Genomic DNA, 13,562 nt, shown 5'->3' with positions numbered 1-13,562 from the left:
GGAGGGGAGGGCTATGACGAAATATTCCGTGCTGCTCGTGGACGACGAGGAGGATGTCATTCAGGTCATTATCCGGAGGATCAGCTGGGAGGCGCTGGGCTTCGAGGTCATGGGCTATGCGCATAACGGGCTGGAGGCGCTTGAGCTCGCGGAGGAGAGGCAGCCGGATGTCGTGATGACGGACATCAAGATGCCCTATATGGACGGACTCACGCTCTCAAAGAGGCTGAAGGAGCTGTATCCGACGGTGAAGATTATCATTTTTTCGGGCTTCGATGAGTTCGAATACGCCAAGGAGGCGATCCGTCTGGAGGCGGAGGAGTACATCCTGAAGCCGATCAATGCAGAGGAGCTGGGGGAGGTGTTCGGGCGGATCCATGCGGCGCTGGATCGCGAGTTCGACGAGAAGCAGAATATCAATATGCTGAAGAACTACTATCTCGAGAGCCTGCCGATCCTGAAGGAGAATCTCTATACGGCGTTGATCGAGGGACGTGTCCCGGAGCAGGACATTCCTCATGAAATGATGGACTGCCAGGTGAGTCTGGACGGCCCGTATTATACGGTGGCGCTGCTGCACAATAGCCAATCACTCTCGCCGCAGGGCATCAATCCGGTGCTGATTACGATGTCGATTCGGAAGGCGGCGGAGGAACGGCTCAGTGCGCGCTGGAATGCGCGCTTCTTTACCTATCTCGGAGATATCGTTGTGATCGCGCAGCTTAAGCGGCAGGAGGAGCTGACGGAGCTGACGGACAGCTGCGAGATGCTCTGCCGCATCGCACGGCATGTCTGCAATGCGACAGTCAGCGCGGGAATCGGACGGGCTGTTTCGGAGCTTCGTCTGCTTCCGCAGAGCTTCGCAGGGGCGAATGAGGCGCTTTCCTATCGCGTGATCTACGGACGCGGCAAGGCGATCAGCATTTCCGAGATCGCACCGGAGGAGCACAGCGCGGACGAGCGCTGCGATGAGAATTCGGTGCTGCATAGAACGGAGACGCTGCAGGAGCTCTTCCGGAGTATACGGATGGATTCGGAGGAGGCGCTTGAGGGGAAGATAGAGCGCTATCTTTCACAGAGTGTACCGAAAAACCCCTCCATTCAGGACTACCATTTCTTTCTGATGGAGCTTGTGACAGAGCTCTACCGCTTTCTGCATTCCAGCCATGTGGAGCCGGAGAGGATCTTCCCGCAGGATGAGGATGTGTACCGCATGGTGCAGCAGATGGATCTCCGTGAGCTCTCTGCCTGGCTGAAGAGGAGCTGCGTGCTCGCGCAGCAGAGGATACAGGAGAACCGGCAGGACTCGACGAAGTCCTTCGTGCGGCGGGCGATCGAATATGTGGGGAGGAACTACAGCGATCAGGATCTGAACGTGGAGCATATCTGCGGCTATCTGCATGTCAGCGCCGCCTATTTTTCGACCGTGTTCAAGCGGGAGACCGGGAAGACCTTTATTAACTATCTGACGGATTTTCGGATGGAGCGGGCGGTTCGGATGCTGATGGAGGAGGACGAGAAGACCTATATCATTGCGGAGGCGGTGGGCTATTCCGATCCGAACTATTTCAGCTATGCCTTCAAGAAGAAGTTCGGGATGTCGCCGTCGAAGTACAAGCAGTCACAGGGAGTCTGAAATGAAAAAGCGCCGGATCTTCGCATTTCTGCCGAAGCTGCATCTGCTGAAAAGCATTCACAGCATGATACTGGTGAGCTTCACTGTCGTGTCTGTGACGCTCACCCTGCTTCTGTCCTATGTGTTCTACCGGCAGTTCTCCGTACACCTCGAAAGGAATGTGGTGGAGAGTGCGGAGCAGCAGCTCCGGCAGACCGCCGTCAGTCTGGAAGACTACCTCGTCAGTATGCGCCGCGTCTCGGATGCGATGTATTATGAGGCGATCAAGGGGATGGATTTCCGGAGTGACAATGCCGCCGGAGAGATGAACCTGATGTATGAGGCGAACCGGGACAATCTGGTCAGCATCGCGCTCTTCTCCGCAGACGGCGGACTGATTTCTGCGGCGCCGGTGGCGAATTTGAAGAAAAATATCGACGTGCGGGAGCAGAGCTGGTTTGAGCTCGCGACGGCGCAGGTGGAAAACCTGCATTTTACGAGCTCCCATGTGCAGAATCTCTTTGACGATCCGACCTACCGTTATCACTGGGTGATCTCTTTGAGCCGCGCGGTGGAGCTGACGCGGGGCGGCAGACCGGAGAGCGGCGTGCTGCTGGTCGATATGAACTATTCTGCGATCGAGCGGCTCCTGAAGCGTCTGAACGATTATTCCGGCGGGCAGTATTATTACCTCTGCGACAGCGGCGGCAAGCTGATCTACCACCCGCAGCAGATGCTGATCTACAACGGCTTGTATCCGGAGAACAATGCAGTGATCCCGTACTATGAGGACGGGGTGCACCGGGAGACCTTCCGTGGGGGGCGGCGCACTGTCATCGTGGATACGGTCGGCTATACCGGCTGGAAACTGGTGTCTGTGATTCCGGAGAATAAATATTTCTTCGGGATCGACAATATGCGCTACTTTGCCGCGATGCTGGCGGCGGTCACCGTACTCTTTCTGCTTCTTATGAACCAGCTCCTCTCCTTCCGCATCTCCTATCCGCTGCTTCGGCTGAATGCGTCGATCCGCGGGATAGAGCAGGGCAACCTGAACGCGGAGGAGATCTATGTCGGAGGCAGCACGGAGGTGGAGCACCTCGGCATCACGCTGAAGCAGTCCGTGCAGCGGATCCGGCAGCTGATGGCGGATATTGTGGTCGAGCAGGAGGAGAAGCGGAAGTCGGAGATGGACGCGCTGCAGTCCCAGATCAACCCGCATTTCCTCTATAATACATTGGATTCCATTGTCTGGATGATAGAGGGCGGAAATTCCGAAAATGCGGTCTTCATGGTGACGCAGCTTGCGAGCCTTTTTCGCATCAGCCTGAGCCGCGGGAAAAATATCATTCCGCTCCGGCAGGAGCTGCTTCATGCCGAAAATTATATGAATATCCAGAAGCTGCGCTATAGGAATGCCTTTACCGTGAGCTTCGCGGTCGATCCGGAGCTGCTGAGCTGCCTGAGTGTGAAGCTGATCCTCCAGCCGATTCTCGAAAACGCCATCTATTACGGCGTAGAGGGGATGGACGGAGACGGAGAGATCCGCGTGGAGGGGAGGCTGCTTCCGGCGGCGTGGGAAACGGCCTCAGCGAAGGAGTCGGATGCGGCAGACTATGCAGCAGAGAGGGAGATCTGCCTGTCTGTCACGGACAACGGCTTCGGGATGCCGGAGGAGGTTGTTGAGAGCCTGCTCCGCGAGGATGAGGAGAGTCGGCGGCGCGCGCCGAAGCATGGCTCCGGGGTCGGACTCATCAACGTTCACAAGAGGATTCAGCTTCGCTTCGGCACGGAATACGGTCTTCGGATCTATAGCGAGCCGGACGAGGGGACGCGGGTCGAGCTGCATCTGCCGGCGATTCCGGATACCGAGGAGAACCGGCGGCTCCTTGAGGAGGGACATTACCGGAGAGGAGGGAGGAATGAGGGGAAATAGGTTCTTTACGGTCGCGCTCGCGATCTCGGCATCGGTGATCCTGCTGCTCTCCGCCGCGCGGGTCATCTCGGATACGGAGAAGCCGCGCTTTCGGGTCTCCGTCGTGGTGGACGAATCCGGCTCCGGCAGGTGGCTGCCGTTCCGGGAGGGGATCACGCAGGCGGCGAAGGACAATAACATTGAGCTGAGCTTCGTGACGACGGACGCACTGGTGTCGGTGCAGCAGGAGGGACGGATCATCGCACGGGAGATCCAGAGCGGCGCGGACGGAGTGATTGCCGGCTTCCGTTCCTCCTCGGGGACAGCGGAGATGCTGCGGGGCTTCATGGGGCAGACCCTGCTGGAGCTCGTGGATACCGAGGTGGAGAGCGAAGGCACGAACGACTCGATCGGCCTGGTTTCTGCGGACAATGCTGCCATCGGGCAGGCACTGTGCCGAATGCTCCTGTCCGATCTGCCGGAGGGAGCGGCAGCGAAGCGGCTCGGGCTGCTCTGCGGCAGGCAGCAGCAGTTCTCCGTGCAGGAGCGTTTGTCCACTTTTTCCGAGGAATTGAAGACAGGAATTGTGGATAAGCGCTGGGAAATTCCGGATATAGAGGATGGGAAGGAGGCGCTTGCCCGGAAATGTGCGGAGGCGCCTGTGGATATCCTCGTCGCCATGGATAATGCGAGTATGGAATGCGCGATGGAATATCTGGAGGAGAACGGAAAGCGGAATATCCTGCTTTACGGCGTGGGGAATTCCGAAAAGCTGGTGTACGGACTGGACAGCGGACTGATTCGCGGCATGATCGTGCCGGAGGAGTTCAGCATGGGCTACCATGCGCTCTCCGATCTCGCGGCGCGGCTGAATCACAGGATATCGGTGCCGTTCCGGAGGGAGATCGGCTTCCGGGCGGTGCGCAGGGATACGATGTATCTGGAGGAGAACCAGAAGATTTTGTTTCCGAGGATTGCATGATGAAGTGAAAAAGAAAGCTGCTCTGCCTTCTGCTGTTCGGGCTCCTGCTGCTGGGTCTCGGTGCCTGCGGAAGAGCGGAGACGAAAAACAAAAAGAAAATCCGGGTCGGCATCACGCTTTACGACCAGTATGACACCTTCCTCTCGGAATTCATGCGCTTTTTCGAGGAGGCGGCATCCCGCCAGCGGGCGGAGGGCTATGAGATCAATATCGAGATCTACGACGCTGCGACGAGTCAGCGGACGCAGAACGAGCAGGTGGCGGAGATGATACAGAACGGCTGCGACATCCTCTGCGTGAATCTCGTAGACCGGACGGCCCCGACAGAGATCATCGACAGCGCGAAGCGGAAGGATATCCCGGTGATTTTCTTCAATCGGGAGCTGGTGGAGGAGGATCTCCTGCAGTGGAACCGTCTCTATTATGTCGGTGCCGATGCGACCGAATCCGGTGTGATGCAGGGGGAGCTCGCGGCGGAGGATATCCTTGGGGCTTGTACGGATGGGATCTCTGCCTATGATAAGAACCGGGACGGCGCGATACAGTACATCGTGCTCGAGGGAGAGGCGGGGCACCAGGACGCGATCGTCCGCTCGGAGTACTGCGTGAATACGCTGATCGCTGCGGGTGTGCGGGTGGACAAGCTGGGCTACGCGATCGGCAACTGGAACCGGGCGGAGGCGCAGACGAAGATGACGCGGCTCTATCAGGAGCTTGGAGACAGCATCGAGCTGATCTTCGCGAACAATGATGATATGGCGCTCGGCGCGATCGATACCTACCGGGAGCAGGGCGTCCCGAGTGCGCGCCGCCCGCTGATTTACGGCATCGACGGCACGAAGGTCGGAAGAGCCGCGGTGCGGGACGGTACGATGGCGGGTACCGTCTATAATGACGCGCGAGGGCAGGCGGAGCAGATGTTTGCGCTCTGCTTCCGTCTCGGCATCGGGGAGGAGCTCGGGGATCTGCCCCTCCGGGACGGGAAGTATATCCGTCTTCCCTATGAGAAAATCCGGATGAACAATGTAGAGGAATATGAATAATATCCGGAGAGCTGTCCCTTGCGGACAGCTCTCTTGGCTCTTGACTTTGGAGAAAACGGGTGCTATATTGTTCAAAATATTTTGAATGGAGACAAAAATGAACAAAAAGATCGATTGGAGCCTGACACTCTTCCCGTTTTTCTCTATCGTGCTTCTCTGCATCCTTTTCTTCGTACAGCCGGAGGCATCGAATGCGGCGCTCTCCGCGGTACGGGGCTTCCTCGGAAACGAGCTGGGACTTTTTTATCTTCTCGTGGGGCTCGGTGTTTTCCTGCTCTCTCTCTATCTTGCCTTCTCTCGATACGGCGGGATCGTGCTGGGGGAGCCGGGGGAGAAGCCGCGCTACAGCTTCTTCCGCTGGGGGGCGATGATGTTTACCGCTGGACTTGCCGCAGATATCCTCTTCTACTCCTTCTGTGAATGGCTCAGCTACGCGGGAGAGACGCATGTCCTCTCTATGGGGCCGCTGCAGGACTGGGCAGTGACGTATTCCCTCTTTCATTGGGGACTGATCCCCTGGGGCTTTTATCTTCTGCTGGCGGCTGCCTTCGGCTTCATGCTGCATGTGCGGAAGGGCTACCGTCAGAAATATTCCGAGGCGTGCCGCCCGCTGCTCGGAAAATATACGGACGGCTTCGCCGGCCGCCTTATCGATCTGCTTGCGGTCTTCGCCCTGCTTGCCGGGACGGCGACGACCTTCTCTGTGGCGACACCGCTGCTCGCGGAGGCGGTGCGGAAGCTCTTCGGGCTCCCGCTCGATACGCGGACAGTCACGATCCTGATCCTGCTTCTGACCTGCGCGCTCTATACTGTGGCAGTGCTTCGGGGTATGGCGGGGATTTCGCTGCTTGCGAGCCTCTGCTCCTGGCTCTTCTATGGACTCCTCGCCTATGTCCTCCTCTTCGGCGGGGAATGCCGCTTCATTCTCGAGAATGGCTTCGCCGCAGTCGGGAGGCTGATACAGAACTTCTTCCCGATGGCGACCTATACGGATCCGCTCCGGGAGAACTTCTTCCCGCAGAACTGGACGATTTTTTTCTGGGCGTACTGGATGGTCTGGTGCGTGGCGGCCCCCTTCTTCATCGGAAGTATCTCACGGGGCAGACGGATTCGGGATGTGATCCTCGGGGGCTATGCCTTCGGCGTAGGGAGCACCTGCCTCAGCTTCCTTATCCTCGGGAACTATTCGCTGGGGCTGCAGCTGTCCGGCAGGCTGGATGTGCTGGGGCTTTATCATATGACGGGGAATCTGTACCGGACGATCATCTCGGTTGCGGAGACGCTGCCGCTCTCTCCTCTGGTGCTCCTCGTGCTGATCCTGACAATGATCGCCTTTTATGCGACCTCCTTTGACTCGATCGCGCTTGTGGCGGCGCAGTACAGCTACCGTGAGCTGAGAGAGGGGGAGGAGCCCGGCAGCGCCGTGAAGGCGCTCTGGGCCGTGCTGCTGATCCTGCTTCCGGTTGCGTTGGTCTTCTCGGAGAGCTCGATGGCGAATCTGCAATCCGTTTCGATCATCGCTGCGTTTCCGATCGGCTTCGTGATTCTGCTGATCTCTGTCAGCTTCCTGAAGGACGCGAAGAAATATAAGGAGGAGGAGCTGCCGCTTCTGGAGAGGAGGACATCAGGAAAGCGGCTGCCGGAGCTCGGGAATTTAAAGGAGCAAACGAGAGCCGGAGAGGGGTGCCTCGATCCGATGTCGGACGAGGGCATCGAAGTGCTGCTCGAGAACTGGGAGCGTTCCTACGGGGAGAGATAGCCGGAAGGCAGACCGAGAGCCCGCATTGCGAGCCGTCCGTTTTACAGGCGGCTCGCAATGCGGGCTTGTGCAATTTGCATACAACAAATTTAATTTGTATATAATGTCCTTAATTTTTTTATATAGTGCTCGTTTTATTGAGAAAAATGCACTAAATATATGAAAAAGTATTCGCTGGATACTATATTTTAGCTTAAAAAACAGATAGAATATCATATATATTAGGAAATAATTACGGGGTATACAGTCAGAAGAAGGAAGGACAGAAAAAGGGAAGAGGGGAAAGGACAGAACGGAGGTTCGGAATGGATAAGGGGAAAGAGGATACGAATTATCTGAAGGACTATCTGACACTCTGCATGAAATACCGTCTGCTCTCTCTGGGACTGTCCTCGATTGCATGGAGCTTCACCATACTGCATGAGAGGAGGGGAAACACAGCGTTCTGGGGGATCCTGACGGGAATGCTGATTTCCTGCCTGCTTGGGAATCACCTCTACCTTTCCTCCAGGAAAGACCGGCTTGCTGCCGGCATCCTCTTCGCGATGGAGCTTTTGGCGTACGGAATTTTTATTTTTTTAAGCGGCGGTATTTTCAGTCCGTTTATCTGGTATTTTCTGAGCTGCATCCTGCTCAGCCTGAACGGGGACAGACACCACGCTTTCCTTCCTGCCCTTGCTGTGGTATGGGGGATCCTCTGTGCGGTTCTGGGGGAGGCGATGGAAATCGGAACCGGTGCGGAACCGGATCTGAATATCCTGATCGGCATCATTATTATCGTTGGCGCCTTTTACGTCTTCCGCAGCTATGCCCTCCTGCTCACAGAGGGACGGAGGGAGCTGGCGGTGCTGAACAGACAGCTGGAGGAGGAGAACCTGCGGGAAAAATACGCGCTGCAGCAGATCCGCGGTATGTATGAGGGCTTCAGTCTGATGGCGCTGACGAATCCGGAGCAGGTGCTGCAGAAGCTGGCGGAGCTTATCGCGGGCAGCATATCGGCGGGCGGCTGCGAGTTTATCATCAGGAGCCCGGACGGGAGCGTGACGACCCTTGGGAGCGGGATAGGGGAGGACACAGGGGAGCGGCTGCTCGAATGGCTCCGCGGTCTGCCGGAGGGGATGGGAGTGCAGGAGGGCGGACAGAGAGAGGAACGCAGCATTACGATCCGAGGGAAGCGCTATGAAGTGCTTCGGATCGGCAGCGGGAGTTATGGAGAGGCTATGCTCATACTGGATGCAGATAGCCGGAACAGCCGGGAAAAGGAATTTTATCTTCAGCTTGCGAGGAGCATGCTTCGGGAGGTGGATATCCAGAGACAGCTGGAGGGCTTTATCTCCGCGGAGGAGAAGAACCGGATTGCGGACGAACTTCATGATACGGTGATCCAGAAGCTCTTCGGACTGAGCTGCGGTCTCCGCGTGCTGGGTGCACAGGCGGAACAGATCGGAAAGGATGCGCTGAAGGAACGGCTGGAGGAGCTTCGGGGCTCGGCAGCGCTTACCATGAAGGAGCTTCGGGATGCTATCTACGGAAGACAGTTCGAGGCCTTTGGAGAAAAGAGCTTCGAGGGCAGGATCAGGAGCTATATGGAGGAGGCGGAGCATCTCCATGCGGTCAGGATCGATACGGAGCTGAACCTGCGCAGCGAAGCGCTCTCCGCTGCGGAAAAGATCGTCGTATACAGAACGATCTGCGAAGCGGTTAATAATGCGATCCGGCATGGGATGGCGAAGCAGATCCGCGTCAGGGTTCGTACAGAGGAGAATGGAACGGAGATCTGCGTGGAGGACGACGGAAGCGGATTTGAAAAAGGAAAGGGCACGGGAGGAGGGAGAGGACTGAAGAATCTGTATGGCATGGCGGCTCTTTTTAAGGGAACGCTGCTGCTGGAAAACAGGGAAGAACAGGGAGCGAGAGTCATACTGCGGCTTCCTATGCGGAAATAGGAGGAGGTACTTATGTTTTTGATATTAGATGACCACCCTCTGTCGAGGCAGGGGCTGGAAACGATTCTTCACATGTACCGTCCGGAGGAAGAGGTGCAGCAGGCGGGCAGTGTCCGGGAGGCAGTCGCCTGCTGCATGTGCAATACAAATATAAACATCGCGTTCATTGATATCAGGCTGAAGGAGGAAAGCGGCTTTGACTTCCTGAAATGGCTGAAAAAGGAGAGGAAAGCGACGAAAACCATCTTCATCAGCTCTTCCTCCGGAGAAAGTGATTTCTCCCATGCCAGAGCGATGGGGGCGGATGCGTACATCCTGAAGGATGCGTTCATAGATGAAATCATATTTGGCCTGAAGGCGGTGGAACGAGGCGGGAAGTTCTATTCCATGGAGCTGATCGGAAATTCCGGGACGATTTCCGAAGAGGAGAAGAGGCTTGAACGACTGACAGAGCGGGAGAGGGAGGTTCTGCAGCTGCTGGGACGCGGCTGCTCCAATGCAGAGATCAGCGAAGCGCTGTGCATCTCGACGGGGACGACGAAGAAGCATGTCAGCAGCGTGCTTTCCAAGCTGGAGATGAGGAGCCGCGTAGAGGCTGCTATATTTGCGAGGGACGGCTGCTTTGAGGAGGAAAAGGAGCTCCGGTGAGAGCGGAAAAGGAGAATGCCATGAAAAAGAGGAGAGTAGGAAGGAACGCCAGCCTGATTATTACGGGGCTCGTCCTTCTGCTTTGCCTGGGAGGAATCGGGCGAAGCTATTCGGGCTGGGTCAGCAGAATGCGTGTGAAGCAGCGGCTCATCAGCGGATCCTTTGATAATGTATTCTCGGAGGACAGCGCCGATGCTGCCGTCGTGAATGAGGAGGGGGAGGTTCTTACGGATCTTTCCGTAGAAGCCGTGGTAGAGGAGGATGGAAAACGCATCCGTTTCCGCTTCGCCGATGCGCTGCCGGCTGCGCTCCTGGAGGAGGGGAATCGTCTGCGGATCTCCTATGCTATACTGGAAAAGGAGGTGCCTGCGCAGGCGGCGATCGGGCAGGCGGAGGAAGAGCCTGTCACGGTGAAGATGACGCCGACCGACTGGTATCTCACGACAGACGGCTGCACCTACCGCTACAGACCGGAGCACAGCTTCTTCCAAAAGAGCAGACTCTTTTCGGGAGAGCACAGTTTGGCGGAAGAGGACGGCGTGCTCTATGGAACGCTGCTGCTTTTTGCAGAGGAGGATCTGCTGTCCGGTATGCCCCCGGAGCTTACACTTACGGAGAAGCGGATTTCGGAGCTGGAGGAGCTTCCCGGGAGGAGCTTCGACGAGGATGGAATCCATATCGTTTATTCCTGCGAGATCGCGATTGCGCTGGATCAGCGTGCCGCGACAGGGGGAGAGGAGGCGATCATATGAGAAAAAGAGAGGCTGTGATCCTGCTGGGCGTGGCGCTGATGCTGACATCCGCCTTTACTGCCTACGCGTACTGGACGGAGCGTCTGTTTGTGCGCTGTGAGCTTCCTGTTTGCTATCCGGTAGAGATTCACTGCAAAGAAATGGAAAGCACAGCGCCGGGGGCGCTTTTGGAGGAAGCGGCAGCGCTCTTCAAGGAAAGTGAAGGGTCTGAGAATGAAGCTGCCGAAAGTGAGCGGAGAGAAGCGGAAGGAAAGGCGGCAGAGACGGAGACCGGTGCGGAGAGAGAAGAAGAAACGGCAGAGACGGAAGCGGATGCGGAAAGGAAAGAAAGGGAGACAGAGCGGAAATCCGATGCGGAGAGGGAGGATAAGGAGACAGAGGAAGCGTGCGGCGAAAATACAATAGAAGAGAACGGCGGCGCGGCGCATGCATAGGAGGTACGGATACTGCAGCCTTCTGCTGCTTTTCCTGCTGAGCCTTTCCGTGCTTCCGGGAATCAGGGGGCTTCTGTCAACAGATCTCCTTCTGTTTTCCGCGTACTGGCTCACGCTTCTTTTTCTTCTGTATGTCATTTTCCCGAGGGCGGACATCCCTGTGAGGGGCGGACTTCGCAGAAGCATGCGGCTCTACGCTTTTTCGGGTGCAGGGATCTGCCTCGCGATCCGCTATATGGCGGGCGTCATTATGAAAAAGCTGGCGGCGACACCCTATGACCACTCACTCCCGGGGATTCTCCGGAATATTTTTGAAGTCATGCTGCCGATTCTCGTGCGGGAGGGGATTCGGGCGTATGCGCTCGGCAGTATTCGCCGCAGTGTGCGGCACAGAGCGTTTCGGATCACGCTTCTGACGCTTTTCCTGTCGCTTCTTATGCTTAATACCGTGAAGCTCGGACAGCTCAGGAGCGAACGGGAGCTCTTTATCTATCTCGCAAGTGATGCAGCGCCGGGGGTTTCTCTTCAGGCGCTTCTCACGGTACTGGCACAGTGCGGCGGAGCGGGCGCGGCGGTGTGTTATGCGGGGACTGCCTCTCTCTTCCAGAGGCTTTTTCCGTTCCTTCCCGAGCTTCCGTGGCTGGGGGAGGCTTCTATCGGCATCTGCTTTCCGGTTCTGTATGCTCTGTTTATCAGGGAGCAATACAGACTCGGCGAAGAGGGCGGGAGGGAGATCTCCGGCATTTCGATTTCTTATTTGCTGGGGCTTTTTACGGCGATCGGCCTTTACTGGTTCTGTATCGGCGTATTTCCGCTGTATCCCTCGGTCGTCCTGACGGGAAGCATGGAGCCGGTCATCTTCCCCGGGGATGTCGTGATCATCCGGCGTCTCTCCGAGGAAAGGGAGATCTACCGGATAGAGGAGGGGGAGATCCTGAATTTTCAGCGGAAGGAAATCAATATTACGCACCGGATCATAGAGATTCGTGAGGATGAAGCGGGGAACCGGAGCTTCGTCACAAAGGGAGACAATAACGCCTCCGAGGATGTACAGCCGGTTCAGCCGAATGATGTGAATGGAACCGTCGTCAGAATCCTCCCGAAGGCGGGCATTCCCGTGCTGCTTCTGCACAGTGAAAGGGAGACCCCGGAGGGCGTCGTGGATTCGTCTCCGTAGAAGCAGGGAGCTTCGGAACCATAGGCGCTGCGTGGAACGCTTGATGCCGTCGGCGGAGACGGCGGAATGGAGAGTGCTATGAAAGCAATAGCCGAAAAGCGGAAAAGGGCGCTGCCCAGACCGGTATTTGACAGACGGAGGCGCAGCTTTGCCTATGCTGTCGGCGGCATTGTCCTGTTTATGGGCGTTCTGCTCTTTGCCTCCGGCTGGAGAAACCGGAGCGTTTCCGAAAAGGACATCCTCTATGCCTATACGTTCAATGCGGACAGCGCATACCGGGTCAGGCTGCATCCGAATGACATCTATGAAGAGGAATGGCTTCCGGAGGAAAGGATGTATTCCGCTGCACTGACGGATTACATTGAGGTCTGCCTGCGCTCGGAGCTTCGCGGACAGGGAAGCATAGATGCGGAGCTTGGCGGGAACTATACGCTTACCGCAGTTCTGGAAGGGTTTTATACGAAGGAGGATGTCCGGAAACAGATTTATGAGAAACGCTTCCCCCTGCGGGAGGGTAAAATGCAGAGGGAGGCGGACGGAAGTGCTGCGGCAGAGGAAACCGTGAATATTTTCCCTGCGGAGTATGCCGCGCAGCTGGAGCGGATCGAAAATACATTAGGAGGGAGCACGGAAAGGAGCTGCTATCTGCTTTTCTCCGGGGACTGCTATATCGATACGGAGACGGAGCGTCGGCAGGAGCAATTTTCCTATGCGCTTCCGCTCCCGCTCCTTCTGGAAAGCGGCTTCTATACCATGGAGAAGCCGGAGACCGCGCCGGAGAGCGGGGAAATCTCGAAGAGCGGGAGCAGGATGCTCGGCCCTTCTCCGGCTAGGCTTCTGGGCGGCGGGCTGCTCTTTGCCCTCGGTCTCGGCGGCCTGCTCTTCACCCGCTTCTTCACGCGCCTGCCCTCGGAGGAGGATGCATGGAGGCTTCGTATGAAGCGGCTTCTCCGGCGGTACGGCAGCCGGCTCGTCTTTCTGATAGAGCCGGAGGAGGAGAGCGGGAAGCCCTGCTGCAGGATACAGAATATGGACAGCCTGCTCCTGATCGCCGAGGAGCTGCGGCAGCCGGTGCTCTGCAGTCTGGATGAGCGGGGCTGTCCGCGGAACGGGAGATTCTCGGTATACGGGCAGGAGACCTGCTATGTTCTCCTCTATGCGCCTCCGATGTCCGTACCACTTTCGGAGTAGTCCGGAATAGCCGAAAGGCATATGTAAAATCAGACCTTATGGAGATGTGCCGCCGCTTTCTGCATGGTATTGTTCAGATAGCAGTAAAGGAGAGACGGAT

General features: G+C 57.0%; 11 protein-coding genes. All 11 read left to right on the top strand.

Annotated elements, in window-relative coordinates; genetic code table 11:
• The first annotated feature begins 13 nt into the window (after positions 1-13).
• The 11 genes from HW273_RS00470 to HW273_RS00420 all read left to right on the top strand — a co-directional run bounded on the left by HW273_RS00470 (position 14) and on the right by HW273_RS00420 (position 13,462).
• Positions 14-1,636 carry a response regulator gene (locus tag HW273_RS00470; protein ID WP_179009737.1) on the top strand — a complete coding sequence of 541 codons (1,623 nt, stop codon included), beginning with the start codon at positions 14-16 and terminating at the stop codon, positions 1,634-1,636.
• Between the two features lies 1 nt (position 1,637).
• Positions 1,638-3,551 (top strand): cache domain-containing sensor histidine kinase, encoded by a 1,914-nt coding sequence (locus HW273_RS00465; RefSeq protein WP_179009736.1) that lies wholly within the window; start codon positions 1,638-1,640, stop codon positions 3,549-3,551.
• Positions 3,538-4,512: a substrate-binding domain-containing protein gene (locus HW273_RS00460; protein WP_179009735.1), complete on the top strand. Its 975-nt coding sequence runs from the start codon at positions 3,538-3,540 to the stop codon at positions 4,510-4,512. Before HW273_RS00465 ends, HW273_RS00460 begins: the two co-directional genes overlap by 14 nt.
• A 152-nt stretch (positions 4,513-4,664) precedes the next feature.
• On the top strand, positions 4,665-5,555 hold the full coding sequence (locus HW273_RS00455) for a galactose ABC transporter substrate-binding protein (RefSeq protein ID WP_243206710.1): 891 nt from the start codon (positions 4,665-4,667) through the stop codon (positions 5,553-5,555).
• 97 nt (positions 5,556-5,652) lie between these two features.
• On the top strand, positions 5,653-7,314 hold the full coding sequence (locus HW273_RS00450) for a BCCT family transporter (RefSeq protein ID WP_330603854.1): 1,662 nt from the start codon (positions 5,653-5,655) through the stop codon (positions 7,312-7,314).
• A gap of 305 nt (positions 7,315-7,619) precedes the next feature.
• Positions 7,620-9,260, top strand: coding sequence for a sensor histidine kinase (locus tag HW273_RS00445; RefSeq protein ID WP_179009733.1), 1,641 nt, complete (start codon positions 7,620-7,622; stop codon positions 9,258-9,260).
• Positions 9,261-9,272: 12 nt separating this feature from the next.
• On the top strand, positions 9,273-9,908 hold the full coding sequence (locus HW273_RS00440; protein ID WP_179009732.1) for a response regulator transcription factor: 636 nt from the start codon (positions 9,273-9,275) through the stop codon (positions 9,906-9,908).
• A gap of 20 nt (positions 9,909-9,928) precedes the next feature.
• Positions 9,929-10,660, top strand: a complete 732-nt coding sequence (locus tag HW273_RS00435) for a hypothetical protein (protein ID WP_179009731.1) — start codon at positions 9,929-9,931, stop codon at positions 10,658-10,660.
• Positions 10,657-11,094 carry a hypothetical protein gene (locus HW273_RS00430; RefSeq protein WP_179009730.1) on the top strand — a complete coding sequence of 146 codons (438 nt, stop codon included), beginning with the start codon at positions 10,657-10,659 and terminating at the stop codon, positions 11,092-11,094. Before HW273_RS00435 ends, HW273_RS00430 begins: the two co-directional genes overlap by 4 nt.
• Positions 11,087-12,271 (top strand): signal peptidase I, encoded by a 1,185-nt coding sequence (locus HW273_RS00425; RefSeq protein ID WP_179009728.1) that lies wholly within the window; start codon positions 11,087-11,089, stop codon positions 12,269-12,271. The genes HW273_RS00430 and HW273_RS00425 overlap by 8 nt, the downstream gene beginning before the upstream one ends.
• Before the next feature lie 78 nt (positions 12,272-12,349).
• The gene (locus tag HW273_RS00420) at positions 12,350-13,462 is read left to right on the top strand and encodes a DUF5305 family protein (protein ID WP_179009726.1); all 1,113 of its coding nucleotides are present in this window, start codon (positions 12,350-12,352) and stop codon (positions 13,460-13,462) included.
• Positions 13,463-13,562: the final 100 nt, after the last annotated feature.

The organism is Oribacterium sp. oral taxon 102 (genome assembly GCF_013394775.1).
Classification (GTDB): Bacteria; Bacillota; Clostridia; order Lachnospirales; family Lachnospiraceae; genus Oribacterium.
This window is presented reverse-complemented; position numbering and strand designations above follow the sequence as displayed.